We start from the raw sequence: 26,311 nt of genomic DNA on the forward strand, positions 1-26,311 counted from the left end.
GCCACGGCGCGGCCGGCAGAGGGGGCTGTGGACAACAGGCTCTCACGGAGGCCGGCCCACGAGCCGCCGCCGGGGCGGCTGACGGGTGGCCGCCCGCGCGCTACAGTCCCTGCGACAGGACATTACCGGTGAGTAGGACGAGTAAGGGAGCGGGTGCGGCAATGCGGCTCGGCATCAACCTCGGGTACTGGGGTGCGGGGATGGACGGCGACAACCTCGCCGTCGCACAGGAGGCCGACCGGCTCGGCTACGACGTCTGCTGGGCGGCCGAGGCGTACGGCTCCGACGCCCCGACCGTCCTGTCCTGGGTCGCGGCCAGGACGGAGAGCATCGACGTCGGCTCCGCGATCATGCAGATCCCGGCCCGCCAGCCCACCATGACCGCGATGACCGCGGCGACGCTCGACTCGCTCTCCGGCGGCCGCTTCCGCCTCGGCCTCGGCGTCTCGGGCCCCCAGGTCTCCGAGGGCTGGTACGGCGTGGCCTTCGACAAGCCCCTCGCACGGACCAGGGAGTACGTCGAGATCGTGCGCGCCGCGATGTCCCGCGAGCGGGTCTCGCACGAGGGCGAGCACTGGACGCTCCCCCTGCCCGGCGGCCCCGGCAAGCCCCTCAAGCTCACCGTGCACCCCCAGCGGCCGCACATCCCGCTCTACATCGCCGCGATCGGCCCGAAGAACCTGGAGCAGACCGGCGAGATCGCCGACGGCGCGCTGCTGATCTTCCCCGCGGCCGAGCACCTGGAGGAGACCGCGCTCGCCCCCCTGCGCGCGGGCCGGGAGAAGGCGGGGCTGACGATGGACGGCTTCGACGTCTGCCCGACCGTGCCGCTCGCCACCGGCGACGACGTCCCCGCGCTCGCCGACCAGTTCCGCCCGTACACCGCGCTGTACGTGGGCGGCATGGGCAGCAGGAAGCAGAACTTCTACAACCGCCTCGCCGGGCGCATGGGGTACGAGAAGGAGGCCGCCGAGATCCAGGACAAGTACCTGGCGGGCGACAAGGCGGGCGCGGCGGCCGCCGTGCCGCACGACCTGATCGACTCGACGACGCTGCTCGGCCCCGTGGCGCGCGTCGCCGACCGGATGCAGGCCTACGCGGCGGTCGGCGTGACGACCCTGACCCTCGCCCCCGCGGGCCTGACGCTCGACGAGCGGGTCGCGTCGCTGCGGGCGGGCGCCGAGGCGCTCGAGCGGGCCGGCCTCGCCGAGTAGGCACGGAGCGCGCGGGCACGCGGCGAGGCCGCAGGAAAGGGGAAGCGCGGCCGTGGTGGGGGCTCGGGGGTCTCCCCGCCACGGCCGCCGTCTCCCAGGACAACGCCGTGCGCGCGCCCGGGTTACGCCCGTACGCCGTCCTTCTTTCGGCCCAGTGGAGCGCCCCACCTGTTGCCGGGTGCCCGCGGCCCCCCTTGACTCGTCTCCTGCGGACGTCTGTCCAGATGGAGGTAGCCAGAGATGCTCTCTGCCCAGAGCCTGTTCCAGGAAATGGTCGACGACGACCGGGCTTTCCAGCTGTTCTGCTCCATCGCCGCGTCGGGCGAGGCCCAGGGCGGCTGGGAGAACGGCAGGATCGCCGCCCTCGTCCCCGACACCATGCGCGACCTCGCCCCCAAGATCACCCGGCACGGCGCCGACGAGGACAAGCACGGCCGGATCTTCCACGCGCTGCTCAAGAAGCGCGGCCTCGAACCCGTCGAGGTGCCGCTCGAAACCGATTACACCGTCCTGCTCGAACAGCGCGGCATCGGCCTCGCGCACGAGAAGCTGCGCGGGGACGCGCCGCTCACCGAGCGCGACATCGTCGTGTACCTCGCGCACAGCAGGGTCACCGAGCAGCGCGCCAGCGACCAGATGGACATGCTGAAGAAGCACTTCGGCGACGACCCCCAGGTCGGCAAGGCCGTGCGGATGATCAGCAGCGACGAGGACAACCACCTCGCCTACTGCCACGAGGAGCTGCTCCGCCTCGCCGCGCAGGGCCACGGCCGGTTCATCCTGGACACGCTCGTCTCCTGCGCCAAGGTCGAGATGTCGATCTACCGGCAGGTGAGCCTCGCCGTGATGGACCACATGGGCCGCATCCTCGGCTGGCCCGCGCCGAAGGCCGCGGCGCTCGCCGTCGGCATCAACGCCATGTACGCGTACGAGCGGCTCGGCGGCTGGCGGCGGATGACCCGGCTCGCCCCGCCGGAGATCCGTGACGCGCTCGGCGGCCCCGCGCCCGCAGCAGCGGCCGTGCCCGCGGTGTGACGGGCCGCCCGCCCGCCACCGCACCCCGCCGGCCGTGCCCGACCCGCGCGGCCGGCGCCGACAGGGCCGCGGGGACCGCGGCCCTGCGACGCCCGATCCACGAGTACGGAAGCGGGCACCGCCGCGGCCTCAGAGCCAGCCGCGCCGCTTGAACTGCCGGTGCAGCACCAGCACGATCGCCAGCATCAGCGCGATCACCGCCGGATACGACCAGATCCAGTGCAGCTCGGGCATGTGCTCGAAGTTCATCCCGTAGACGCCGGCGACCATCGTCGGCACGGCCGCCATCGCCGCCCACGCAGAGATCTTGCGCATGTCGTCGTTCTGCCGCACGCCCATCTGCGCGAGGTGCGCCGAGAGGATGTCCGACAGCAGCCGGTCGAGCCCCTCCACCATTTCGTTCGCGTGTGTGAGGTGGTCGTTCACGTCGCGGAAGAACGGCTGCGAGCGCGCGTTCACGAACGGCAGGCCCGCGCCCGTCAGCTTCTGCATCGGACCGGCCAGCGGCCCGGTCGCCCGCCGGAACTCCTGCACCTGGCGCTTGAAGTTGTAGATGCGCTCGGCCGTGGTCTGCGCGGCGGCCGACCGCTCGGCCGCCCGGCTCGACGAGGTGGGGGCGAAGACCGCCGCCTCGACCTCCTCCAGGTCGGTCTGCAACTCGTCCGCCACGTCTATGTAGTGGTCCACCACCGCGTCGCAGACCGCGTACAGCACCGCGGTCGGGCCGTGCCTCATCACGTCGGGCTGGTGTTCGAGGCGGTCCCGCACGGCGGACAGCGGGGCGCCCACCCCGTGCCGCACGGTCACCACGAACGAGTCGCCGACGAACACCATCAGCTCACCGGTGGTGACCGTGTCGCTGTGCGGCTCGTACGTGGCCGGCTTGAGGACCATGAACAGCGAGTCGTCGTACAGCTCAAGCTTCGGCCGCTGGTGCGCGGTCAGGGCGTCCTCCACCGCGAGCGGGTGCAGCCCGAACTCGCTCGTGACGCGCGAGAACTCCTCCTCGCTCGGCTCGTGCAGCCCGATCCACAGGAAGGCGTCCCCTTCGGAACGCGCCTTCTCCAGCGCGCCCGAGAAGTCCTCGGGCCCTTCGGTGCGGCGGCCGTCACGGTAAATGGCACAGTCCACGATCACGCACCGCATTCTTCCCGCTCGGCGCCGACGCACGCCACCTCTCCCACGTCCCGCACGCGGCGCCCTGTGGGCCCTGCGGGGTGGTTACGCTTGCCGGCATGGCCACGCTGATCCTCGTACGTCATGGGCGCTCCACCGCCAACACCTCCGGCCTGCTGGCCGGCCGGACGCCCGGGGTGGCGCTCGACGAGCGGGGGGCCGCACAGGCGGCCGGGCTGCCCGCCCGCCTCGCCGGGATCCCCTTCGCCGCCGTCGTCTCCAGCCCCCTCGAACGCTGCCGCCAGACCCTCGCGCCGCTGCTCGACGCCCGGCCGGGCACCGAACTCGTCACCGACGAGCGCATCGCCGAGTGCGACTACGGCGAGTGGACCGGGCGCAAGCTGTCCGAGCTGAACGAGGAGCCGCTGATGCAGGTCGTGCAGCAGCACCCCTCGGGCGCCGCGTTCCCCGGCGGCGAGACGATGAGCGCCATGCAGGCCAGGGCCGTCGCCTGCGTGCGCGAGTGGAACGAGCGGATCGAGCGTGAGCACGGCGAGAAGGCCGTCTTCCTGATGTGCTCGCACGGCGACATCATCAAGGCCATCGTCGCGGACGCGCTCGGCCTCCACCTCGACCTCTTCCAGCGGCTGCACGTCGACCCCTGCTCGGTCACCGCCCTCTCCTACACGCGGCTGCGCCCCTACCTCCTGAAGCTCGGCGACACCGAGGACCTGGGCGGTCTCGCGCCGCGCGAGGCCGAGGGGGACGGCCCGGGCACGGTGGGCGGCGGCGCGGGCGCGCCGTGATCGCCGGGAGCAGTAGGGTGGACGCGCCGTGCACGCGTCAGCGGCCGCCGTCGGTGGCCGCCGATGACGCGGCACCGCTCCCGATTCCGCCACTTCCCAAGGGAGACAGGACGTGTCCCGTCAGGTGTTCCTCTACGATCCGCCGGACCGCTTCGTGGCCGGCACGGTCGGGCTGCCTGGACGCCGTACGTTCTTCCTCCAGGCGTCGGCCGCGGGGCGCGTGACGAGCGTCGCCCTGGAGAAGACCCAGGTCGCCGCGCTCGCCGAGCGGATCGACGAACTGCTGGACGAGGTCGTCAGGCGCAGCGGCGGCAACGCCCCTGTGCCCGCGGTCGCGCCCTCCGACGTCGCCGACTCGGCCCCGCTCGACGTACCGATCGAGGAGGAGTTCCGGGTCGGTACCATGGCGCTCGCCTGGGACGGCGACGAGCAGCGTGTGATCGTCGAGGCCCAGGCCCTGGTCGAGCTCGACGCCGAGAACGACGAAGATCTCGCGGAGGCCGAGGAGCGGCTGCTCCAGGACGAGGAGAACGGTCCGCCGATGCTCCGCGTGCGCCTCAGCGGCACGCAGGCCAGGGCGTTCGCCAAGCGCGCCCTGCACGTCGTCAACGCGGGCCGCCCGCCGTGCCCGCTGTGCAGCCTCCCGCTCGACCCCGAGGGCCACGTGTGCCCCCGCCAGAACGGATACCGGCGGGGCGCGTGAGCGGACAGCAGGGGGTGGGCGGCGCTGCCGCGGGTGCGCGGGTCCCGGTGGACGAGCTGCTGCGCAAGGGCGAGCTGACGGTACGCGGCCGGATACGCGAGGCGTCCAACGGGGTGCTCTACTGCACCGTCTCCTACCAGGGCGCAGAGGCGGCCTGCGTGTACAAGCCGGTCGCGGGGGAGCGCCCGCTGTGGGACTTCCCCGACGGCACGCTCGCGCAGCGCGAGGTCGCCGCCTACGAGGTGTCAGAGGCGACCGGCTGGGGCCTGGTCCCGCCGACCGTGCTGCGGGAGGGCCCGTACGGCGAGGGCATGTGCCAGCTCTGGATCGGCGAGCAGCTCGTGGCGGGGGAGGACCCCGAGGCGGCGGAGGACGGCGCCGGGGACCCGGACGACGCCGAGCACCCGGGGGAGTCCTCTGCCGAGGAGGCGGGCGACGGCGCCCTCACCCTGCTGACCCCGCTGCTCGGGCTGGTGGCGGGCGAGGAGCCCGTCGACGGCTGGAAGGCGATCGGGCTCGCCGAGGTCGGCGAGGGGCAGACCGCGCTGCTCGTGCACGCCGACGACGAGCGGCTGCGCCGCCTCGCCGTGCTCGACGCGGTCATCAACAACGGCGACCGCAAGGGCGGCCACCTGCTGACCTCGCAGGACGGGCGGCTGCACGCCATCGACCACGGCGTCACCTTCCACGTGGACGACAAGCTCCGCACCCTGCTCTGGGGCTGGGCGGGCGAGCCGCTGCCCGAAGAGGCGCTCACCGTCCTCGGGATCCTCGCCGACGCCCTCGCCGAGGGTGCGCCGCTCGCCGCCAGGCTCGCCCCGCTGATCACCCCCGACGAGGTCGACGCGGTGCGGGCGCGCGTGGGTGAACTGCGCCACACGGAACGCCACCCGCTGCCCTCGGGGCAGTGGCCCGCCATCCCGTGGCCGCCCGTCTGACCTCCCCGACCCCCTGTCCGGGTCGTATCCGGATACCACGTCCGGTTACGCTCATGGCATGCATGCCTGGCCAGCCTCTGATGTCCCCGCCCTGCCCGGCACGGGCCGCGACATCCGGATTCACGACACCTCGACGGACGACAGGGTCACCCTCACCCCGGGACCCGTCGCCCGGATATACGTCTGCGGCATCACGCCGTACGACGCGACCCATATGGGGCACGCGGCGACGTACAACGCCTTCGACCTGGTGCAGCGGGTCTGGCTGGACAGCGGCCGGCAGGTCCACTACGTGCAGAACGTGACGGACGTCGACGACCCGCTGCTCGAACGCGCCGAGCGCGACGGTGAGGACTGGCGGGGGCTCGCGGAGCGCGAGACCACCCTGTTCCGCGAGGACATGACGGCGCTGCGGATGCTGCCGCCGAGGCACTACATCGGCGCGGTCGAGGCCATACCCGGCATCGTGCCCCTGGTGGAGCGGCTGCGGGAGGCGGGCGCCGCCTACGAGTTGGAGGGCGACACGTACTTCTCCGTCGCCGCCGACCCGCACTTCGGCGAGGTGTCGCGGCTGGACGCCGCGGCGATGCGGCTGCTGTCGGCCGAGCGCGGCGGCGACCCCGACCGCCCGGGCAAGAAGAACCCGCTCGACCCGATGCTGTGGATGGCGGCGCGGCCGGGCGAGCCGAGCTGGGACGGCGGCAGCCTCGGCGCGGGCCGCCCCGGCTGGCACATCGAGTGCGTGGCGATCGCGCTCGACCACCTCGGCATGGCCTTCGACGTGCAGGGCGGCGGCAGCGACCTGGCCTTCCCGCACCACGAGATGGGCGCCTCGCACGCGCAGGCGCTGACCGGCGAGCATCCCTTCGCCAGGACGTACGTGCACGCCGGCATGGTCGGCCTCGACGGCGAGAAGATGTCCAAGTCCAAGGGCAACCTGGTCTTCGTCTCCGCGCTGCGCGAGCAGGGTGTGGACCCGGCGGCCATCAGGCTCGCGCTGCACGCGCACCACTACCGGTCGGACTGGATGTGGACCGACCGCGTACTCGCCGACGCGCAGGCCAGGCTGGCCCGCTGGCGTGCCGCGGTCTCCCGCCCGGTGGGCCACCCCGCCGACGCGCTGGTGGACGAGGTGCGCGAGGCGCTCGCCGACGACCTCGACGCCCCGGCAGCGCTGGCCGCCGTGGACCGCTGGGTGGCGCTCCAGGAGAGCGGGGGCGGCAGCGACGAGGGCGCGACCGGCCTGGCCACCCGCACCGTCGACGCGCTGCTCGGCGTGGCGCTGTAGCGGCGGCGCGACACAGCGGGACACGCAGGACACGGAGAGGGGCCTTGGTCCCGCACCCCGGTGGGGCGCGGGACCAAGGCCCCTCCGGTATGTCCGGTCCGCCGGCGGCCCGACTAGTCCTCGGACGGATCGCCGCCGTTGTCGGCACTGTCGTCCCTGCCACCCTGGCCCGGGCTGCCGGAGGTGTCCGGGCTGTCGGTTTTTCCGGTGGGTTCGGTGGGTTCAGTGGGTTCGGTGTTTTCGAGAGCCTCGGAGCCCTCGGCCTTGCCTGCGCGGTCCTCGGCGCCGGCGTCCTCGGCCGCCTCCGGCGCGGGCGGGGCCTCCGGGTCGCCGCCCGCTTCCCGGTCCCCGGCGACGCGGTCCTGGTCGTGGGTGCCGCGCGAGGGCTTGGGCCACGTCCTGCCGGGGCCGCCCTCGGTCGCACGCCCGCCGGCCGCCGCCTGGCCGCCGCGGCCCGGCTCGCCGTCGCGCCGCCTGAGGTACCGCTCGAACTCGCGGGCGATCGCCTCGCCCGACGCCTCCGGCAGTTCCGCGGTGTCCCGCGCCTCTTCGAGCGACTGCACGTACTCCGCGACCTCGCTGTCCTCGGAGGCGAGTTGGTCCACCCCGAGCTGCCAGGCGCGGGCGTCCTCCGACAGCTCGCCCAGCGGGATGCGGACCCCGATCAGGTCTTCGAGCCGGTTGAGCAGGGCGAGCGTCGCCTTCGGGTTCGGCGGCTGCGACACATAGTGCGGCACCGCCGCCCACAGGCTCACCGCGGGCACACCGGCGTGCGTGCACGCCTCCTGGAGGATGCCGACGATGCCGGTCGGGCCCTCGTAGCGCGTCTCCTCCAGGTCCATCGTGCGGGCCAGCGCCGCGTCCGAGGTGACACCGCTGACCGGTACGGGCCTGGTGTGCGGGGTGTCGCCGAGCAGCGCCCCCAGGATCACCACCAGTTCCACGCCGAGCTCGTGGGCGAAGCCGAGGAGCTCGTTGCAGAAGGAGCGCCACCGCATCGACGGCTCGATGCCCCGCACCAGCACCAGGTCGCGCGGGTTCTCACCGGAGATCCGCACCACCGAGAGCCGGGTGGTGGGCCACGTGACCTTGCGTGCGCCGTTCTCCATGAAGACCGTGGGCCTGTTGACCTGGAAGTCGTAGTAGTCCTCGGCGTCGAGCGCCGCGAACACCTCCCCCTTCCACTCCCGGTCCAAATGGGCGACCGCCGTGGACGCCGCGTCGCCGGCGTCGTTCCAGCCCTCGAACGCGGCCACCATGACCGGGTCGATCAGCTCGGGAACCCCCGCGAGCTCGATCACCCAGGCCTCCTTCCGAAGTTCTCTGTCGTACGCACCAACCTTACGGCTTCGAAGCTGCCCGGCCGCAGTGCCGCGTACGCTCCGGGCCGCGCCGGCGCACCCGGCGCGACCGCCCGGTCACGGGCGCCGGAGAGGGCGCGCATGGCCCGCCGCGCGCCCTCGCGGCCGGACGCGGCGCGGCCGGGTCGCCGGGCGGCTCAGCGCCCTTGAACTCCCTTGCGCGGCACGGTCGACGGCGTAGTCATCCGATCTGTGACCTTGAATTGCGTCCTACCTCTGGACGCTCCGCACTTCTCGGCGCTATACATCGGACGACCCCAGAGGTCCGATGTTCTTCCGTTCACACGAGGGAGCGCGTGCATGAGTCAGGGCGTCACCGGGTTCGAGGTCCACGACATCCGCTTTCCCACCTCGGAGCAGCTCGACGGCTCTGACGCGATGAACCCGGACCCCGACTACTCGGCAGCCTACGTCGTCCTGCGCACCGACGACGGGGCCGAGGGCCACGGATTCTGCTTCACCATCGGGCGCGGCAACGACGTGGCGGCCGCGGCCATCGAGGCGCTGCGCGGCCATGTCGTCGGCCGTCCCGCCCCGCTCACGGCCGCAGGACTCGCCGCGCTCCACCGCGACCTGACGCACGACTCCCCGCTGCGCTGGCTCGGCCCGGAGAAGGGCGTGATGCACATGGCGGCGGGCGCCGTCGTCAACGCCGCCTGGGACCTGGCGGCCCGCCAGGCGGGGTTGCCCGTCTGGGAGTTCCTCTCCCGGATGACGCCCGAGGAGATCGTCTCGCTGGTCGACTTCCGCTACCTCACGGACGCGCTCACCCCCGAGGAGGCGCTGAAGATCCTGCGGGCCGCCGAGCCGGGCAGGGCCGAGCGCGCCGCCGCGCTGCGGGCCGACGGCTACCCCGCCTACACCACCTCGCCCGGCTGGCTCGGCTACTCGGACGGCAAGCTGGTGGCCCTCGCCCGGCAGGCGGTCGCCGACGGGTTCCGCCAGATCAAGCTGAAGGTCGGCGGCGACCTGGCGGACGACGTGCGCAGGATGCGGCTCGCCCGCGAGGCCGTGGGGCCGGGCGTCGCGATCGCGGTCGACGCCAACCAGCGCTGGGACGTCTCCGACGCGGTGCGCTGGATGTCCGCGCTGGCGCCGTACGCGCCCCACTGGATCGAGGAGCCGACGAGCCCCGACGACGTGCTCGGCCACGCCGCGATCAGGGCCGGGCAGCCCGTGCCGGTCGCCACCGGCGAACACGTCGCCAACCGCGTGGTGTTCAAGCAGCTGATGCAGGCCGAGGCAGTCGACTTCGTACAGATCGACGCGGCCCGCGTCGCCGGGGTCAACGAGAACGTGGCCGTCCTGCTGCTCGCCGCCAAGTACGGCCTGCCGGTCTGCCCGCACGCGGGCGGCGTCGGCCTGTGCGAACTGGTGCAGCACCTCGCGATGTTCGACTACGTCGCGGTCTCCGGCAGCACGAAGGGCCGCGTCATCGAGTACGTCGACCATCTGCACGAGCACTTCGCCGACCCCGTGCGCGTCGTCTCCGGCGCCTACGCGGCACCCGAGGCACCGGGCTTCTCCGCCCGCATGCTGCCGGAGTCGGTCGCCGCCCACAGCTTCCCCGACGGGCCCGTGTGGCGGGCCCGCCGCACCGAGGACGCGGCCTCATGACGGCCCCGCGCCTCGCGCGCCTGCACACCCAACCGCCGGTACGGACGAGTGACGAGTAAGGACGGATCAACGATGCTCCGAGACACCATGGGGCGAAGCCCACGCGGCAGGCTGCGGACCACGGGCGCCGCCGCCTGCGCCGTGCTGCTCTCGGTGGCGGTCCTCGCGGGCTGCAACCGGGGCGGCGACAGCGCCGCCGACGGCGGCAAGGTCGGCATCGACCTGCCGCGCAGCGACACCGACTTCTGGAACTCGTACCAGAGCTACGTCCAGAAGGACATCAAGGCGGGCGCGGTGAGCGCCCTGCCGCTGACCAACTCGCAGAACGACATCGGCAAGCTGGCCTCCAACGTCCAGGCGCTGACCGACCAGGGCGCCAAGGCCGTCGTGATGGCGCCGCAGGACACCGGCGCGGTCGCCGAGACCCTCCAGACGCTGAGCGACAAGAAGATACCCGTGGTCAGCGTCGACACCCGCCCCGACAAGGGCAAGGTCTACATGGTGGTGCGCGCCGACAACGTCGCGTACGGGACCAAGGCGTGCATGTTCCTCGGGCAGCAGCTGAAGGGTAAGGGCAAGGTCGCCGAGTTCGAGGGCGACCTGTCCTCCATCAACGGCCGCGACCGCTCCCAGGCGTTCAGGTCCTGCATGACCAAGAACTTCCCCGGCGTCAAGGTGATCGAGCTGGCCACCAATTGGGAGGGCGACGTCGCCTCGTCCAAGCTCCAGTCCACCCTGGCGGCCAACCCCGACCTGGGGGGCCTCTACATGCAGGCGGGCGGCGTCTTCCTCGCGCCCACGCTCGCGCTGCTCCAGCAGAAGCACCTGCTCAAGCCCGCCGGTACCAAGGGGCACATCACCATCATCTCCAACGACGGCATCCCGCAGGAGTTCGACGCGATCCGCAAGGGCCAGATCGACGCGACCATCTCGCAGCCCGCCGACCTCTACGCCAAGTACGCCCTCCAGTACGCCAAGGAGGCCGTCGAGGGCAAGAAGCAGAAGGTCGGGCCCACCGACCACGACTCGAAGATCGTCAAGATCCCGGGCGGGTACGAGGACCAGCTCCCCGCGCCCCTGGTGACCAAGGAGAACGTGGACGACCCGAAGCTGTGGGCCAATCAGCTGGACAATAAGTAGCAGCCGTGGAAAAGGCGAAGCAGCAGCCACCGCCCGCCCTCCACGCGGCGGGCGTCGTCAAGCGGTTCGGCCAGACCCTCGCGCTGGACGGCGTCCGGCTCACGGTGCGGCCCGGCGAGTCCCACGCCCTCGTCGGGCGCAACGGGGCGGGCAAGTCCACCCTCGTCGGCGTGGTCACCGGCCTGCACAGGCCGGACGGGGGCACCGTCGAGTTCGGCGGCGAGCCCGCGCCCGCGTACGGGGACACCGCGGCCTGGCAGTCCCGGGTGGCGTGCGTCTACCAGAAGTCCATGGTGGTCCCCGACCTGACCGTCGCGGAGAACCTCTTCCTCAACAACTTCCAAGCCCGCGGCGCGGGTTCGGGCCGCCTCATCCGCTGGGGCGGCCTGCGGCGGCGCGCCGCCGAACTCCTCGCGGGGTACGGCGTGGACGTCGACCCGACCCTGCGTGCCAAGGAACTGACCGTGGAACAGCGGCAGTTCGTGGAGATAGCGCGGGCGCTCTCGTTCGGCGCCCGGCTGATCGTCCTGGACGAGCCGACCGCGCAGCTCGACGCGCGCGGCATCCAGCGCCTCTTCACGAAGCTGCGCGAACTCCAGGCACAGGGCGTCGCGTTCCTCTTCATCTCGCACCACCTCCAGGAGGTGTACGAGCTGTGCACCGCGGTCACCGTGTACCGCGACGCCCGGCACGTGCTCAGCGCCCAGGTGGCCGACCTGTCCAAGGACGACCTGGTGGCCGCGATGACCGGCGACGCCGCCAGGTCGGTGGGCGCCTGGCACGCGGGGGAGCACTCCGCGGAGCTCGCCCGCACCGAGCCGGTGCTCAAGGCCGAAGGGCTCGCCCTCGACGGGGTGTTCGAGCCGATCGACCTGGAGGTGCGGCCGGGCGAGGTGCTCGGCGTCGCGGGCGCGGCGGCGAGCGGCACCGTGGCGCTCGGCGAGATCCTCGTCGGCATGCGGGCCCCGACCGCGGGCGGCGTCGCCGTGAGCGGGCGGCCCGTACGGCCGGGCAGCGTGCCCGACGCGCTCGACGCGGGCATCGGCTACATCCCCGAGGACCGGCACCTCCAGGGCCTCGTCGCCACCCGCAGCGTCGCGGAGAACGCCACGCTGACCGTGGCGGACCAGCTCGGCCCGTGGGGAACCGTACTGCCGTCCAGGACACGGGCGTTCGCCCGGTCGATGATCGAGGCGCTGGACATCAAGACCACCGGGCCCGAGCAGCCGGTCACCGGCCTGTCCGGCGGCAACCAGCAGAAGGTCGTGGTGGCGCGCGCCCTGGCGCGCGACCCGCGTGCCCTGGTGGCCGTACGGCCCACCGCCGGGGTCGACGTCAAGTCCAAGGACTCGCTGCTCGGTGTGGTGCGCCGGGTGGCCGACGAGGGCAGCGCCGCCGTCATCATCTCGGACGAGCTGGACGATCTGCGGGTGTGCGACCGCGTACTCGCCCTGTTCCACGGGCGCGTGGTGGCCGCGTTCGGGAGCGGCTGGAGCGACCGGGAGCTGGTCGCCGCGATGGAAGGTGTGGGGGAGCGGGAATGACCGAGACCATGCGTCCGCCGGTGGCGGACCGTACGGAGCGGCTGAGCCCGCGCGGCAGGCTCAGGCTCGTCAGGTGGAGCGACTTCTCGCTCGTGCCGGTGATCGTCGTGCTGATGGTGATCGGCTTCATCGTCTCGCCCGCGTTCCTGACCGCCAACAACCTCACCGGCGTGCTCCAGTCGGCCTCCGAACTCAGCCTGCTGGTCCTCGGCGAGGCGCTGGTGCTGATCGCGGGCCGGATGGACCTCTCGCTCGAATCCACCATCGGCGTCGCGCCCGCGATCGCCATGTGGCTCGTCCTGCCCACCCACGGCGGCAGGTTCACCGGACTCGGCCTGCCCACCTGGACGGCGATCCCGTTCGACCTGCTGGTCGGCCTCGCCATCGGCGCGTTCAACGCCTTCCTGATCCTGCGGCTGCGCGTCAACGGCTTCATCGCCACCCTCGGCATGCTCACCATGCTGCGCGGCCTCCAGATCGGCATCACCGGCGGCAAGTCCATCTCCGACGTGCCCGAGTCCTTCCGCTACCTGGGCAGGACCGACTGGATCGGCCTGCCGGCCGCGGTGTGGCTCTGCCTGGTCCTGTTCGCGGCCGGCGGGGCGGCACTCGCCTGGTTCCGGCACGGCAGGTCGCTGTACGCGATCGGCGGCAACCCGGAGGCGGCCCGCGCGGCCGGCATCAGGGTCGACCGGGTCACCTGGATCGTGCTGGGCGTCGCGAGCCTGCTCGCCGCCTTCGCCGGCATCCTCTACACGGGCCACTACGGCTCGGTCGCGGCCGACCAGGGCAACGGCTGGATCTTCAACGTGTTCGCCGCCGCGGTGATCGGCGGGGTGAGCCTCAAGGGCGGCCGCGGCACCATCTTCGGCGCGCTCACCGGCGTCCTCACGCTCCAGCTCGTGGTCAATGTGATGACGCTGGCCGGGGTGCCGCCCGAGTGGGACCAGTTCCTCAACGGCGCGATCATCATCGTCGCGCTGATCGTCTCCCGCTTCGCGAGCGGCGAGAAGCAGGACTGAGCGGCGCCGCGTGGGCCCGCAGCCGCCCGGCCGCGGGCCCACGCCGCTGCCTCACAGCGTGGAGCGCAGCCACATCTCCACACTGGCGATGTGCACCGTGGCCCAGGACCGCGCGGCCTCCGCGTCCCGGTCCCGCAGCGCCGCGAGGATCGCCCGGTGCTCGTGCAGGGTGCGGCTCACCGCGTCCTCCTGCGTCAGGCCGCGCCATATCCGTGCCCGCGTCGTCGGCCCCGAGAGCCCGTCGAGCAGGGAGAGCAGCACCGAGTTGCCGGAGTGCTGCACGATCCCCCGGTGGAACTCCAGGTCGGACGCGACCAGTTGCTCCACCGAGGGATCGGGCCCCAGCGCGTCGAGCTGCCCGTCGAGCTCGGCGAGCCCGTCCTCGGTGATCCGCGTGCTCGCCATCGCGGTCGCCGCGGGCTCCAGGATGCGGCGCACCGCGAGGAATTCGAGGACCGTGTCGTCGCGGTGGAAGTCCACCACGAAGCTCAGCGCCTCAAGCAGCAGCTGCGGGTCCAGGCTCGTGACATAGGTCCCGTCGCCCTGTCGCACGTCGAGGATGCGCATCAGCGCGAGCGCGCGCACCGCCTCCCGCAGGGAGTTCCTCGACAGGCCGAGGCCGGCCGCCAGTTCGCTCTCCTTGGGGAGGCGGTCGCCCGGACGCAGCGCGCCGGAGACGATCATTCCCTTGATCTTCTCTATGGCCTCGTCGGTGACAGCCACGGGCGACCTCCATACATCCGATGTATCGGCCCCCATTATGCGCCGGGCTCGGCGCCCCGGGGGACGGATACGCGGGTGACTTCGGCCCGGCCGGCGCCGGTGCCGCCGTCAGTCGCGCCGCGCGAGCACGTCCTCGACCTTCGCCTTGACCTCGTCCGTGTCCAGGCCGCGGATGGTGAGCGTGGTGCGCCGCCGCAGCACGTCCTCGGCGGTCTGCGCCCACTCGCGGTCCCGCGCGTACACGACCTGGGCCCAGATCTCCGGCGCGTCCGGGTGGATCCGCTCGCCCAGCTCGGGCCGCTCGTACGTCAGGCGCGCGATGTCGAAGGCGAGGGATCCGTAGTGGGTGGCCAGGTGCCGTGCGGTGTCCGGCGCGATCCCGCTCTCCGGGGTGCCCCGGTCGATCAGCAGCCGGTGCGCGACGGCGTGCGGGTTGGCGATGCCCGGCAGCGGCATCTTCTTCGGCAGCTGGGAGACCGGCTCGGCGTCCCGGCCCAGCGGGTGGCCCGGCAGGGTCTCCAGCTTGTTCAGCACGGTGCGTCCGATGTGCCGGAAGGTGGTCCACTTGCCGCCGGCGACGGACAGCATCCCGCCGCGGCCCTCGGTCACCACGGTCTCCCGCTTCGCCGTGGCCGTGCCCCCCGGGCCGCCCGGCAGCACCCGCAGGCCCGCGTACGAGTACGCGATCAGGTCGCGGGAGAGCTGCTGGTCGCGCACCGAGAGCGACGCCTCGTCGAGGATCTGCCGGATGTCCTTCTCGGTGACGGAGACGTCCGCGGGATCGCCCTCGTACTCCTCGTCCGTGGTGCCGAGGACGAGCATGTCCTCCCAGGGCAGCGCGAACGTGATGCGGTACTTGTCGATGGGCGTGGCCAGTGCGGCGCGCCACGGCGCTGTCCTGCGCAGCACCAGGTGCGCGCCCTTGGACAGCCGGATCGACGGGGCAGCCTTCGGGTCCTCCATGGCCCGCAGGTGGTCCACCCAGGGGCCCGTCGCGTTGAGCACGAGGCGCGCGTTGATGCCGAACTCGGCCCCGTCCGTGCGGTCCTTGAGGTCGGCGCCCGTCACCCGGCCCGCGGTGAAGCGCAGCCCGGTGACCTCCGCGTAGTTGAGCACCGCGGCGCCCGACTCGGCGGCGGCGCGCACGGTCATCAGCGCCATCCTGGAGTCGTTCATCTGGTCGTCCCCGTACACGGCGACCGCGCGCAGGTTCTCCGTGCGCAGCTCGGGCACGGCGCGCCTGGCCTTCTCCGGGCTGATGACGTGCCCGACGCCGTCGCCGAAGGCGGAAAGCGCCGAGTAGGCGAACACGCCGGCGCCGAGCTTGGCGGCGCCGTGCGGGCCGCCCCGGTACACCGGCAGGTAGAAGGTGAGCGGGTTGGCCAGGTGCGGTGCGACCTGCTGGGCGACGGCCCGCCGCTCGAAGTGGTTCTCCGCCACCAGCCTGACCGCGCCGGTCTGGAGGTAGCGCAGCCCGCCGTGCAGCAGTTTCGAGGAGGCCGACGAGGTGGCGCCGGCGAAGTCGCCGCTGTCCACCAGGGCCACCCTGAGGCCCGACTGCGAGGCGTGCCAGGCGGTGGAGATGCCCAGGATGCCGCCGCCGATCACCAGCAGGTCGAAGGCCGCGCTGTCCAGCCGCTCGCGGATCTCGGCACGGCTCGGCAGCGAGCCGCCGGCCAGGTGCGTCCCGAGTGCAGGGGCGCCGCTCAGGGGGGTGTTCATACGTACTCCTCGTCAGCCGTCGTGGGCTGTCGTCTGCGGTGCGGGTCCGGCCGCCGGGTCCCGGCGGCCGGTTGCCGGCCGGCGGTCAGTCCGCCAGCCAGCCCTTGGTGCGCTCCACGGCCTTGAGCCAGTTCTTGTACTCGCGGTCGCGGACCGCCGCTTCCATGTGCGGGGTCCACTCGGCCGCCCGCCGCCAGTTGGCGCGCAGGGCGTCCGTGTCGGGCCAGAAGCCCACCGCGAGCCCCGCCGCGTAGGCCGCGCCGAGCGCCGTGGTCTCGGCGACCAGCGGGCGGACGACCGGCGCGTCGAGGACGTCGGCGAGCGTCTGCATCAGCAGGTTGTTGGCGGTCATGCCGCCGTCGACCTTGAGGGTGGTCAGCTCGACGCCGGAGTCCTTCGTCATGGCGTCGCTGATCTCGCGGGTCTGCCAGGCCGTGGCCTCAAGCACCGCGCGGGCGATGTGCGCCTTGGTGACATAGCCGGTGAGCCCGGCGATCACACCGCGCGCGTCGGGGTTCCAGTGCGGCGCGAACAGGCCGGAGAAGGCGGGTACGAAGTACGCGCCGCCGTTGTCCTCCACGGTGGAGGCCAGCGTCTCGATCTCCGGGGCCGTTTTGATCAGGCCCATCTGGTCGCGCATCCACTGCACCAGCGCGCCGGTGACGGCGATGGAGCCTTCGAGCGCGTAGACCGCCGGCTGGTCGCCGATGCGGTAACCGACCGTGGTGAGCAGCCCGTTGTACGAGTTGACCGGCTTGTCCGCCGTGTTCATCAGCATGAAGGTGCCGGTGCCGTACGTGGACTTGGCGTCGCCCTCGGTGAAGCAGCACTGGCCGAACAGCGCGGCCTGCTGGTCGCCGAGCGCGGAGGCGACGGGCACCCCGTCGAGGGCGCCGCCGGCGGCCGTCCCGTACACCTCGGCGGAGGACTTGATCTCCGGCAGCATCACGGAGGGCACGCCCATGGACTCGCAGATGCGTTCGTCCCACTCCATGGTGTGCAGGTTCATCAGCATCGTGCGGGACGCGTTGGTCACGTCGGTGACGTGGGCGCCGCCGTCCACACCGCCGGTCAGGTTCCAGATGACCCAGGTGTCCATCGTGCCGAAGAGGATCTCGCCGCGCTCGGCGCGCTCGCGCAGCCCCTCGACGTTGTCGAGCAGCCAGCGCGCCTTGGGCCCGGCGAAGTACGTCGAGAGCGGCAGGCCGGTCTCCCGGCGCCAGCGGTCGGCGCCCACGTTGCGGCCCAGTTCGCGGGTGAGCGCGTCGGTGCGGGTGTCCTGCCAGACGATCGCGTTGTGCACGGGGCGGCCGGTGTTCCTGTCCCACAGCAGCGTCGTCTCGCGCTGGTTGGTGATGCCGATCGCCTTGACGTCGTCCTTGGTGATGCCCGCCTTGCGGATCGCGCCCGCGACGACGTCCTGGACGTTGGTCCAGATCTCGGCCGCGTCGTGCTCCACCCAGCCGGGCTTGGGGAATATCTGCTCGTGCTCCTTCTGGTCGACGGCCACGATGCGGCCGTCCCGGTCGAAGACGATGCAGCGGCTCGATGTCGTGCCCTGGTCGATGGCGGCGATGAAAGGGCCCGTCCCGTGGGACGCGGTCCCGCTCGTGTGGTCACTCACGGTCTAGCTCCTGCTCCGTCGGAGGAAGTCGGTCGGGGTGGGCGTGCGCCGGGCTGCGGTCATGCGAACGCCAGCTCGTAGAAGCCGGCCGCGAGCGCGGCGCCCGCGAAGGGGCCGACCACCGGGATCCAGGCGTACGCCCAGTCGGAGCCGCCCTTGTTGCGCAGCGGCAGCAGGGCGTGCACGATCCGCGGCCCGAGGTCGCGCGCCGGGTTGATGGCGTAACCGGTCGGCCCGCCGAGGGAGAGTCCGATGGCCACCACGACGAACGACGTGATCAGGATGCCGATCGGTCCGAGGCCGTCGCCCTTCTGGTTGAGCCCTTGCGTGAGGATCGCGATGACCAGGACGAACGTGCCGATGATCTCGGTCAGCAGGTTCTGCGCCGTATGCCGGATCTCGGGGCCCGTGGAGAAGATGCCGAGCACCGGGCCGGCCTTGGGCGCGGTCCGCTGGTCGACCAGGCCCTCCTCGGCGGGCTGCGCGGCGAGCACCTCGGGGTCCCGCAGGAAGGCCGTGAACTGGCCCATGTAGGCGACCCACACCAGGAAGGCGCCGATCATGGCGCCGAGCAGCTCGGAGCCGATGTACAGCGGTACGTCGCCCCACTTGATCCCGCCCTGGATCGCCAGCGCGAGCGTCAGGGCGGGATTGAGCGAAGCGGCGGACTTGGGCGCCGAGAGATAGGCGCCGACCATGACGGCGAAGCCCCAGCCGAAGCTGATGGCGACCCAGCCGGCGCCGAACGCCTTGGAGCGTTTGAGCACGACGCCCGCCACCACGCCGCCCCCGAGCAGGATCAGCATGGCGGTACCGGACGTCTCGCCCACGAATATGTCGAGATTGGACACCCGAGACTCCTTCGTCCAGGGAAGGCGGATCTCCGGGGGTGCCGGCGGTCCGCGCCGTCCTGCAGGGCACTTGCTTCCGGTCGTCCTGCCGTGTGGCCTCTGTGACTCCAGAGACCTGTTCGGCAATGCCGACCGCTATACGGCAGTCTCGTGCCGAGTTCAAGTGCAGTCAAGGGCTCCGCCACCGGAACCTCCCGCACGTCCGATCATCCGCTATACGGGTCAAAACCGCCCGTTGCCGATATCCCGGGACACCGATCTCGCGCATCCGCGCACCGCGGCCACCAGGTCGTCGCGCACCGCGGTCCTTCCCCCGTCCGGCGCGGCGCCTGCCGCGTCCGCGGGACGCAGCCGCTCGGCGGCGCCCGTCACCGCGACGGCGCCGACCACCATGGAGCGGCGGTCACGGATCGGCGCAGCCACCGCGGCCACGCCGTCCCAGGTCTCCTCCACGTCGGTGGCCCAGCCTCGCTCCCGTACGGCGGCGAGCGCCGCCTCGAAGGCGCCGGGCTCCACCACCGTGCGCGGCGTGAGCGTGCGGCGCTCGCCGTCGAGCGCGTCCTGGCGTGCCACCGGGTCGAAGGCGCACAGCACCTTCCCCAGCGCGGTGGAGTGCAGCGGCTGCAGCGCGCCCACCTCCAGCACCTGGCGGCTGTCGTCGGGGCGGAAGACGTGGTGCACGATCAGCACGCCCCCCAGGTGGAGCACGCCCAGGTGCACGCTCTCGCCGCTCGAACGCGCCAGGTCGTCCGTCCAGACGAGGGCGCGCGCCCGCAGCTCGTTGACGTCCAGGTAGCTGTTGCCGAGCCGCAGCAGCTCGGCGCCCAGCTGGTACCGCCCCGACGTCGCCTCCTGCTCCACGAACCCCTCCGCCTGGAGGGTCCGCAGGATGCCGTGGGCCGTGCCCTTGGCCAGGCCGAGGGAGGAGGCGATGTCGGAAAGGCCGAGCCGGCGCTCGCCGCCCGCCAGCAGGCGGAGCACGGCCGCGGCCCGCTCCAGCGACTGGATGTTCTTCGCCATGGCGGACTCCGTTCCCTATTCGACAATGCTGAACACTATCGGCCCATGCCGAATTCGTCCGCCGAAGTGAGGGTGTGGTGACCACGCCCTGGACGCACCGCCACCGCCGGCGCCCCTCCCGGCTACCCTGGCCGGGTGCCCCTCGCACCGCCCGGGGGCAAAGCCGACAGCCGTCGCATCTACGGGAGTGAATCCATGGCCTCGTCGCCGACCCCCTCCACCGACAGCAGCAGCCGCGTCGATGCCCTGCGCGAGGCGTTCGCCACCCGCGTCGTCGTCGCGGACGGCGCCATGGGCACGATGCTCCAGGCACAGGAGCCCACCCTCGCGGACTTCCAAGACCTCGAAGGCTGCAACGAGATCCTCAACGTCACCCGCCCCGACATCGTCCGCTCCGTGCACCAGGAGTACTTCTCGGTCGGCGTCGACTGCGTCGAGACCAACACCTTCGGCGCCAACTTCGCCGCCCTCGGCGAGTACGACATCCCCGAGCGCGTCTTCGAGCTGTCCCAGGCGGGCGCGGCCATCGCCCGCGAGGTCGCCGACGAGTTCACCGCGTCCACCGGGCAGCAGCGCTGGGTCCTCGGCTCCATGGGCCCCGGCACCAAGCTGCCGACGCTCGGCCACGCCCCCTACGTCAAGCTCCGCGACGCCTACCAGCAGAACGCCGAGGGCATGATCGCGGGCGGCGCCGACGCGCTCCTCGTCGAGACCACCCAGGACCTGCTGCAGACGAAGGCCGCCATCCTCGGCGCCCGCCGCGCCCTCGCCGCCACCGGCACCGACCTGCCGGTCATCTGCTCCGTCACCGTCGAGACCACCGGCACCATGCTGCTCGGCTCCGAGATCGGCGCGGCGCTGACGGCGCTCGAACCGCTCGGCATCGACATGATCGGCCTGAACTGCGCCACAGGGCCTTCCGAGATGAGTGAGCACCTCCGCTACCTCGCCCAGCACGCCAGGGTCCCGCTCTCCTGCATGCCCAACGCGGGCCTGCCCGTCCTCGGCAAGGACGGGGCCCACTACCCCCTGCAGCCCGGCGAACTCGCCGACGCGCAGGAGACCTTCGTCGGCGAGTACGGCCTCTCCCTGGTCGGCGGCTGCTGCGGCACCACCCCCGAGCACCTGCGCCAGGTCGTCGAGCGGGTGCGCGGCAGCAGGCCCGCGGAGCGCACCCCGCAGCCCGAGCCCGGCGCCGCCTCCCTCTACCAGACGGTCCCGTTCCGCCAGGACACCTCGTATCTCGCCATCGGCGAGCGCACCAACGCCAACGGCTCGAAGAAGTTCCGCGAGGCCATGCTCGACGGGCGGTGGGAGGACTGCGTGGAGATGGCGCGCGGGCAGATCCGCGAGGGCGCCCACATGCTCGACCTGTGCGTCGACTACGTCGGCCGCGACGGCGTCGCCGACATGGCCGAGCTGGCCGGCCGGTTCGCCACCGCCTCCACCCTCCCGATCGTCCTCGACTCCACCGAGATCGACGTGCTGCGCGCCGGCCTGGAGAAGCTCGGCGGCCGCGCCGTCATCAACTCGGTCAACTACGAGGACGGCGACGGCCCCGAGTCCCGCTTCCACAAGGTCACCGGGCTGGCGGCCGAGCACGGCGCCGCCCTGATCGCGCTCACCATCGACGAGCAGGGGCAGGCCCGCACCGCGGAGAACAAGGTCGCCATCGCCGAGCGGCTGATCGCGGACCTCACCGGCAACTGGGGCATCCACGAGTCGGACATCCTGGTCGACTGCCTCACCTTCACCATCTGCACCGGCCAGGAGGAGTCGCGGCGCGACGGCATCGCCACCATCGAGGCGATCCGCGAGCTCAAGCGCCGCCACCCCGAGGTGCAGACCACGCTCGGCCTCTCCAACATCTCCTTCGGCCTCAACCCGGCGGCGCGCGTCGTCCTCAACTCCGTCTTCCTCGACGAGTGCGTCAGGGCGGGCCTCGACTCGGCGATCGTCCACGCCTCCAAGATCCTGCCCATCGCCCGCCTCGACGAGGAGCAGGTCGAGGCCGCACTCGACCTCATCCACGACCGCAGGCGCGAGGGGTACGACCCGCTCCAGCACCTCATGGAGCTGTTCGAGGGCGTCAACACCAAGTCGATGAAGGACAGCAGGGCCGAGGAGCTCCTCGCCCTGCCGCTGAACGAGCGCCTGGAGCGCCGCATCATCGACGGCGAGAAGAACGGCCTCGAAGCCGACCTGGACGCGGCGCTCGCCGAGCGGCCCGCCCTGGAGATCGTCAACGAGACCCTGCTGGGCGGCATGAAGGTCGTCGGCGAGCTGTTCGGCTCCGGCAAGATGCAGCTGCCGTTCGTCCTCCAGTCCGCCGAGGTGATGAAGGCCGCCGTCGCCTATCTCGAACCCCACATGGAGAAGGTCGAGGGCGAGGAGGGCAAGGGCACCATCGTGCTCGCGACCGTGCGCGGCGACGTCCACGACATCGGCAAGAACCTCGTCGACATCATCCTCTCCAACAACGGCTACAACGTCGTCAACCTCGGCATCAAGCAGCCCGTCGCCGCGATCCTCGACGCCGCCAAGGAGCACAGGGCCGACGTCATCGGCATGTCGGGGCTCCTCGTCAAGTCCACGGTGATCATGAAGGAGAACCTGGAGGAGCTGAACCAGCGCCGGATGGCCGCCGACTACCCGGTCATCCTCGGCGGCGCCGCGCTCACCCGCGCCTATGTCGAGCAGGACCTCCACGAGATCTACGAGGGCGAGGTCCGCTACGCGCGCGACGCGTTCGAGGGCCTGCGGCTGATGGACGCCCTCATCGCCGTCAAGCGCGGCGTCCCCGGCGCGGAACTGCCCGAGCTCAAGCAGCGCAGGGTCAGGTCCGCGGCCACGGCCGCCGTGCTCGACCGGCCGGAGCAGCCCGTCACGCGCTCCGACGTCGCCACCGACAACCCGGTCCCCGCCCCGCCGTTCTGGGGCAGCCGCGTCGTCAAGGGCATCCAGCTCGCCGAGTACGCGTCCTGGCTCGACGAGGGCGCCCTCTTCAAGGGCCAGTGGGGGCTGAAGGAGGCCCGCGCGGGCGAAGGGCCCTCGTACCAGGAGCTCGTCGAGACGGAGGGCCGCCCCCACCTGCGCGGCTGGCTCGACCAGATGCACACCCAGAACCTCCTGGAGGCGGCCGTCGTCTACGGCTACTTCCCCTGCGTCTCCAAGGGCGACGACCTGATCCTGCTGCACGAGGACGGCTCGGAGCGCACCCGCTTCACCTTCCCCCGCCAGCGGCGCGGCCGGCACCTGTGCCTCGCGGACTTCTTCAGGCCCGAGGAGTCGGGCGAGACGGACGTCGTCGGCCTCCAGGTCGTCACCATCGGCTCGAAGATCGGCGGGCGGACCGCCGAGCTGTTCCAGGACAACGCCTACCGCGACTACCTGGAGCTGCACGGCCTGTCCGTGCAGCTCGCCGAGGCACTCGCCGAGTACTGGCACGCCCGGGTGCGCTCCGAGCTCGGCTTCGCGGGCGAGGACCCGGCCGAGGTCGAGGACATGTTCGCGCTGAAGTACCGCGGCGCCCGCTTCTCGCTCGGCTACGGCGCCTGCCCCGACCTGGAGGACCGGGCGAAGATCGCCGCGCTGCTCGAACCCGAGCGCATCGGTGTCCAGCTCTCCGAGGAGTTCCAGCTCCACCCGGAGCAGTCCACGGACGCGATCGTCATCCACCACCCGGAGGCGAAGTACTTCAACGCGCGATGACCGCGCCGTCACCCTCGGTGCGCCGACGGCACGCACCGCGCGCCGACGGCACGTACACTGGTCGGTCCAGCGTTGGCCGGCCGCCGGCCCTGGCGGGGGAACCCGTACGGGCAGGCGGCCGGCCTTCTCGTCCCTCATGGAGGTGTGCCGGATGACCAGCACGGTCCCCGCGTCCCTGCCCACGACGGCCGGGGGCCCAGCCCTGCAGGCCGTGCTGCTCGACATGGACGGCACCCTGGTGGACAGCGAGGGCATCTGGTGGGAGGCCGAGACCGACGTCTTCAAAGAACTCGGCCACGTCCTCGACGAGGGCTGGCGCGAGATCGTCGTCGGCGGGCCGATGACGCGCAGCGCGGGCTTCCTCATCGAGGAGACCGGCGCCGACATCACCATGGACGAGGTGGTGGTCCTGCTCAACGACGCCTTCGAGAACCGCATCAGACAGGGCGTGCCCCTGATGCCCGGGGCCGCGCGGCTCCTCGCCGAGCTGACGGCGCACCGGGTGCCCACCGCGCTGGTCTCCGCCTCCCACCGGCGCATCATCGACCACGTCCTGCGCTCCCTCGGCCCGGAGCACTTCGCGCTCACCGTCGCGGGCGACGAGGTGGCCCGCACCAAGCCGCACCCCGACCCCTATCTGGCCGCGGCGCGCGGCCTCGGCGCGCTGCCCGAGCGGTGCGCCGTCGTCGAGGACACCGCGACCGGTGTGGCCGCGGCCGAGGCGGCCGGCTGCCGCGTCGTCGCCGTGCCGTCCGTCGCGCCCATCGCCCCCGCGCCCGGGCGGCACGTCGCCGCCTCCCTCGAACACGTCGACCTCGCCCTGCTGCGCGCCTTGCCCGCCCGCAGCCGCTGACCTGCGAGGACGTCACCTGCTCCGGCTCCTGGCCGGCCGCGGCGCCGCGTCGCCCCGCCGAAGCCGCAGCGCGGTCAGGTGATTTTCCTCACTCCCCGTTGGGCCCGCGTCCGCGGTCCTCCGAGGCCGCGCGGCGCCGGGCGCCCGGTTCGTTACGCCCATGTGTCCCAGTTGGTGAAGCGGTGTACGAAACATGCGACACGCCTCCATGTACAGGCCGTTAAGGGTCATCACGGAGCGGAAACCCGCTCCTGGAAGCCCGTTCGGGGACCCGGTCGCGCGGGAGCTAATGTCGGAGCCAGTACGCCGACGCCGCAACTGGTGCCGCGCGTAGGGCGTCATGGCGCGTTGCCGACCGCCGCGTCCAGGTTTCCCCCACAAGGAGTTAGCCCACGATGAAGCGCACAACCCTCGTGCTGACGGCGGTCGTCGGCATGTTCGCACCCGTCATGGCAGGCTGCGGCGCCGCCGACAGCGGTTCCGACGGCGGCAGTGCGATCGTCGTGGGCACCACCGACCAGTTCGGCGCGACGAAGACGGCGCCCGCGCCCTTCGACCCCGCGTACACGTACGACACGGCGGCCTGGAACATCCTCAGGCAGACCATCCAGACGCTGACCCACGTGCCGCGCGGCGGCGGCGAGCCGGTCCCCGAGGCCGCCAGCCGCTGCCTGTTCACCGACCATGCGAGCACCACGTACCGCTGCACGCTGCGCACCGGCCTGAAGTTCGCCAACGGGGACCCGGTCACGCCGGCCGACGTGAAGTACTCCATCCAGCGGGTCGTCAACATCCACGACCCCAACAGCGCCTACGGCCTGCTGACCAACATCGGCTCGATCGACACCGAGGGCCACGACGTGGTCTTCCACCTCAAGTCGTCCGACGCCACGTTCCCGTACAAGCTCGCCACCCCCGCCGCCGGCATCGTGGACCCCAAGCAGTACGCGCCGAAGAAGCTGCGCGACGGCTTCGAGATCGACGGCTCCGGCCCGTACCTCTTCAAGCCGAAGGTCAAGGACAACACCCTCGTCGGGGCCACCTTCACCAAGAACCCCACGTACAAGGGGGATCTGAAGGTCCAGAACGACAAGGTCGAGATGCGCAACTACACGAGCGCGAGCGCCATGGGCGCCGCGTTCGACAAGAACGACGTCGACGTGATGCTGCGCATGTCGCCCGACCAGATCAAGTCGCTGACCGACCACACGCCCAAGGACGTCAACCTCACCGAGATGCCGGGCCTCGAAATCCGCTACCTCGGCTTCGACACCTCGGCCCCGGTCGTCAAGGAGAAGGCCGTACGGCAGGCCATGGCCTATGTGGTGGACCGCGACGCCCTGGTCAGCAAGGTCTACGGGACGACGGCCACGCCGCTCTACTCGCTCATACCGTCCGGCATCACAGGCCACACCAACTCGTTCTTCAACCAGTACGGCGGGCAGCCGTCGGTGAAGGAGGCGAGGGACACGCTCCAGCGGGCCGGGATCCACACCCCGGTCAAGCTGACGCTGGACTACACGACGGACCACTACGGCGCCGCCACCGCCAAGGAGTTCCAGGTCCTCCAGAGCCAGTTCAACGACAGCAAGCTGTTCGACGTCACCATCAAGGGCATCCCCTGGGACACCTTCAGGCCCGACCAGACCAAGGGCGACTACACCATCTACGGCATGGGCTGGTTCCCCGACTTCCCGGACCCCGACAACTTCACGGCGCCGTTCCTCGACAAGGACAACTTCCTCAACAGCCCGTACGACAACCCGCTGATCCGCAACCAGCTGATCCCGGACTCGCGGCGGGTGGCCAACCGCGGGGCCGCCTCCGGCACCTTCGGCGAGATCCAGAACCAGGTCGCGAGCGACGTGCCGATCCTCCCGCTGTGGCAGGGCAAGCAGTACGTCGCCGCCCATACCGACGTCACCGGAGTGGAGTGGGCGGTCGACGCGTCGACCAACTACTACCTCTGGGAGCTCGCGAAGGGCACGTCGGACGACTGAGCCGCACACCGGAGCCCCGGACC

20 protein-coding genes are annotated in these 26,311 nt (G+C 71.9%); 13 read left to right on the top strand and 7 right to left on the bottom strand.

Going from position 1 to position 26,311, the window contains the following annotated elements:
* Positions 1-161 precede the first annotated feature (161 nt).
* Together AB0910_RS11915 and AB0910_RS11920 are read left to right on the top strand one after the other, a co-directional pair.
* Positions 162-1,214, top strand: a complete 1,053-nt coding sequence (locus tag AB0910_RS11915) for an LLM class F420-dependent oxidoreductase (protein ID WP_366744487.1) — start codon at positions 162-164, stop codon at positions 1,212-1,214.
* A 240-nt stretch (positions 1,215-1,454) separates the two neighbouring features.
* Entirely contained in the window at positions 1,455-2,249 is a 795-nt protein-coding gene (locus AB0910_RS11920) for a ferritin-like domain-containing protein (protein ID WP_366744407.1), read from the top strand.
* A 129-nt stretch (positions 2,250-2,378) separates the two neighbouring features.
* On the opposite strand, the gene AB0910_RS11925 is transcribed toward AB0910_RS11920, so the two are convergent.
* The gene (locus AB0910_RS11925; RefSeq protein ID WP_366744488.1) at positions 2,379-3,395 is read right to left on the bottom strand and encodes a magnesium and cobalt transport protein CorA; all 1,017 of its coding nucleotides are present in this window, start codon (positions 3,393-3,395) and stop codon (positions 2,379-2,381) included.
* Between the two features lie 89 nt (positions 3,396-3,484).
* Between AB0910_RS11925 and AB0910_RS11930 the strand changes: the two genes are divergently transcribed.
* The 4 genes from AB0910_RS11930 to mshC all read left to right on the top strand — a co-directional run bounded on the left by AB0910_RS11930 (position 3,485) and on the right by mshC (position 7,100).
* Positions 3,485-4,171: a histidine phosphatase family protein gene (locus AB0910_RS11930; RefSeq protein ID WP_366744408.1), complete on the top strand. Its 687-nt coding sequence runs from the start codon at positions 3,485-3,487 to the stop codon at positions 4,169-4,171.
* 112 nt (positions 4,172-4,283) lie between these two features.
* Positions 4,284-4,874, top strand: a complete 591-nt coding sequence (locus tag AB0910_RS11935; protein WP_366744409.1) for a DUF3090 domain-containing protein — start codon at positions 4,284-4,286, stop codon at positions 4,872-4,874.
* The gene (locus AB0910_RS11940; RefSeq protein WP_366744410.1) at positions 4,871-5,812 is read left to right on the top strand and encodes an SCO1664 family protein; all 942 of its coding nucleotides are present in this window, start codon (positions 4,871-4,873) and stop codon (positions 5,810-5,812) included. Before AB0910_RS11935 ends, AB0910_RS11940 begins: the two co-directional genes overlap by 4 nt.
* A gap of 58 nt (positions 5,813-5,870) precedes the next feature.
* A complete protein-coding gene (gene mshC / locus AB0910_RS11945; RefSeq protein ID WP_366744411.1) occupies positions 5,871-7,100 on the top strand; it encodes a cysteine--1-D-myo-inosityl 2-amino-2-deoxy-alpha-D-glucopyranoside ligase in 1,230 nt (409 codons plus the stop codon).
* Between the two features lie 113 nt (positions 7,101-7,213).
* On the opposite strand, the gene AB0910_RS11950 is transcribed toward mshC, so the two are convergent.
* Positions 7,214-8,401 carry a PAC2 family protein gene (locus AB0910_RS11950; protein ID WP_366744412.1) on the bottom strand — a complete coding sequence of 396 codons (1,188 nt, stop codon included), beginning with the start codon at positions 8,399-8,401 and terminating at the stop codon, positions 7,214-7,216.
* A gap of 360 nt (positions 8,402-8,761) precedes the next feature.
* On the opposite strand from AB0910_RS11950, the gene AB0910_RS11955 reads away from it, so the two are divergent.
* The 4 genes from AB0910_RS11955 to AB0910_RS11970 all read left to right on the top strand — a co-directional run bounded on the left by AB0910_RS11955 (position 8,762) and on the right by AB0910_RS11970 (position 13,784).
* A complete protein-coding gene (locus tag AB0910_RS11955; RefSeq protein ID WP_366744413.1) occupies positions 8,762-10,078 on the top strand; it encodes an enolase C-terminal domain-like protein in 1,317 nt (438 codons plus the stop codon).
* A gap of 87 nt (positions 10,079-10,165) precedes the next feature.
* Positions 10,166-11,218 (top strand): sugar ABC transporter substrate-binding protein, encoded by a 1,053-nt coding sequence (locus AB0910_RS11960; protein ID WP_366744414.1) that lies wholly within the window; start codon positions 10,166-10,168, stop codon positions 11,216-11,218.
* 5 nt (positions 11,219-11,223) lie between these two features.
* Positions 11,224-12,762 (top strand): sugar ABC transporter ATP-binding protein, encoded by a 1,539-nt coding sequence (locus tag AB0910_RS11965; protein ID WP_366744415.1) that lies wholly within the window; start codon positions 11,224-11,226, stop codon positions 12,760-12,762.
* Complete coding sequence (locus AB0910_RS11970) at positions 12,759-13,784, top strand: ABC transporter permease (protein ID WP_366744416.1); 1,026 nt, start codon at positions 12,759-12,761, stop codon at positions 13,782-13,784. The genes AB0910_RS11965 and AB0910_RS11970 overlap by 4 nt, the downstream gene beginning before the upstream one ends.
* A 51-nt stretch (positions 13,785-13,835) precedes the next feature.
* Here the strand turns inward: AB0910_RS11970 and AB0910_RS11975 are convergent, their stop codons facing one another.
* The 5 genes from AB0910_RS11975 to AB0910_RS11995 form a co-directional block, all read right to left on the bottom strand.
* Positions 13,836-14,507 (bottom strand): FadR/GntR family transcriptional regulator, encoded by a 672-nt coding sequence (locus AB0910_RS11975; protein WP_366744417.1) that lies wholly within the window; start codon positions 14,505-14,507, stop codon positions 13,836-13,838.
* Between the two features lie 108 nt (positions 14,508-14,615).
* A complete protein-coding gene (locus tag AB0910_RS11980; RefSeq protein ID WP_366744418.1) occupies positions 14,616-16,229 on the bottom strand; it encodes a glycerol-3-phosphate dehydrogenase/oxidase in 1,614 nt (537 codons plus the stop codon).
* Between the two features lie 85 nt (positions 16,230-16,314).
* Positions 16,315-17,853: a glycerol kinase GlpK gene (glpK, locus tag AB0910_RS11985; RefSeq protein ID WP_366744419.1), complete on the bottom strand. Its 1,539-nt coding sequence runs from the start codon at positions 17,851-17,853 to the stop codon at positions 16,315-16,317.
* 59 nt (positions 17,854-17,912) lie between these two features.
* The gene (locus AB0910_RS11990; RefSeq protein ID WP_366744420.1) at positions 17,913-18,704 is read right to left on the bottom strand and encodes an MIP/aquaporin family protein; all 792 of its coding nucleotides are present in this window, start codon (positions 18,702-18,704) and stop codon (positions 17,913-17,915) included.
* 222 nt (positions 18,705-18,926) lie between these two features.
* Positions 18,927-19,724 (bottom strand): IclR family transcriptional regulator, encoded by a 798-nt coding sequence (locus tag AB0910_RS11995; RefSeq protein WP_366744421.1) that lies wholly within the window; start codon positions 19,722-19,724, stop codon positions 18,927-18,929.
* A gap of 195 nt (positions 19,725-19,919) precedes the next feature.
* On the opposite strand from AB0910_RS11995, the gene metH reads away from it, so the two are divergent.
* The 3 genes from metH to AB0910_RS12010 all read left to right on the top strand — a co-directional run bounded on the left by metH (position 19,920) and on the right by AB0910_RS12010 (position 26,288).
* Positions 19,920-23,435, top strand: coding sequence for a methionine synthase (gene metH, locus AB0910_RS12000; protein WP_366744422.1), 3,516 nt, complete (start codon positions 19,920-19,922; stop codon positions 23,433-23,435).
* A gap of 151 nt (positions 23,436-23,586) precedes the next feature.
* Entirely contained in the window at positions 23,587-24,288 is a 702-nt protein-coding gene (locus AB0910_RS12005) for an HAD family phosphatase (RefSeq protein ID WP_366744423.1), read from the top strand.
* A 395-nt stretch (positions 24,289-24,683) separates the two neighbouring features.
* Positions 24,684-26,288 carry an ABC transporter substrate-binding protein gene (locus AB0910_RS12010; RefSeq protein WP_366744424.1) on the top strand — a complete coding sequence of 535 codons (1,605 nt, stop codon included), beginning with the start codon at positions 24,684-24,686 and terminating at the stop codon, positions 26,286-26,288.
* Positions 26,289-26,311 lie beyond the last annotated feature (23 nt).

This window comes from Streptomyces sp. NPDC047002, assembly GCF_040704505.1.
GTDB lineage: Bacteria > Actinomycetota > Actinomycetes > Streptomycetales > Streptomycetaceae > Streptomyces.

What these genes read in the sequence shown, in the direction of transcription:
- AB0910_RS11915 (WP_366744487.1), top strand. Translation starts at nt 162, where the DNA reads ATGCGGCTCGGCATCAACCTCGGGTACTGGGGTGCGGGGATGGACGGC.
- AB0910_RS11920 (WP_366744407.1), top strand. Translation starts at nt 1,455, where the DNA reads ATGCTCTCTGCCCAGAGCCTGTTCCAGGAAATGGTCGACGACGACCGG.
- AB0910_RS11925 (WP_366744488.1), bottom strand. Translation starts at nt 3,395, where the DNA reads ATGCGGTGCGTGATCGTGGACTGTGCCATTTACCGTGACGGCCGCCGC.
- AB0910_RS11930 (WP_366744408.1), top strand. Translation starts at nt 3,485, where the DNA reads ATGGCCACGCTGATCCTCGTACGTCATGGGCGCTCCACCGCCAACACC.
- mshC (WP_366744411.1), top strand. Translation starts at nt 5,871, where the DNA reads ATGCATGCCTGGCCAGCCTCTGATGTCCCCGCCCTGCCCGGCACGGGC.
- AB0910_RS11955 (WP_366744413.1), top strand. Translation starts at nt 8,762, where the DNA reads ATGAGTCAGGGCGTCACCGGGTTCGAGGTCCACGACATCCGCTTTCCC.
- AB0910_RS11960 (WP_366744414.1), top strand. Translation starts at nt 10,166, where the DNA reads ATGGGGCGAAGCCCACGCGGCAGGCTGCGGACCACGGGCGCCGCCGCC.
- AB0910_RS11970 (WP_366744416.1), top strand. Translation starts at nt 12,759, where the DNA reads ATGACCGAGACCATGCGTCCGCCGGTGGCGGACCGTACGGAGCGGCTG.
- AB0910_RS11980 (WP_366744418.1), bottom strand. Translation starts at nt 16,229, where the DNA reads ATGAACACCCCCCTGAGCGGCGCCCCTGCACTCGGGACGCACCTGGCC.
- AB0910_RS11995 (WP_366744421.1), bottom strand. Translation starts at nt 19,724, where the DNA reads ATGGCGAAGAACATCCAGTCGCTGGAGCGGGCCGCGGCCGTGCTCCGC.
- metH (WP_366744422.1), top strand. Translation starts at nt 19,920, where the DNA reads ATGGCCTCGTCGCCGACCCCCTCCACCGACAGCAGCAGCCGCGTCGAT.
- AB0910_RS12005 (WP_366744423.1), top strand. Translation starts at nt 23,587, where the DNA reads ATGACCAGCACGGTCCCCGCGTCCCTGCCCACGACGGCCGGGGGCCCA.
- AB0910_RS12010 (WP_366744424.1), top strand. Translation starts at nt 24,684, where the DNA reads ATGAAGCGCACAACCCTCGTGCTGACGGCGGTCGTCGGCATGTTCGCA.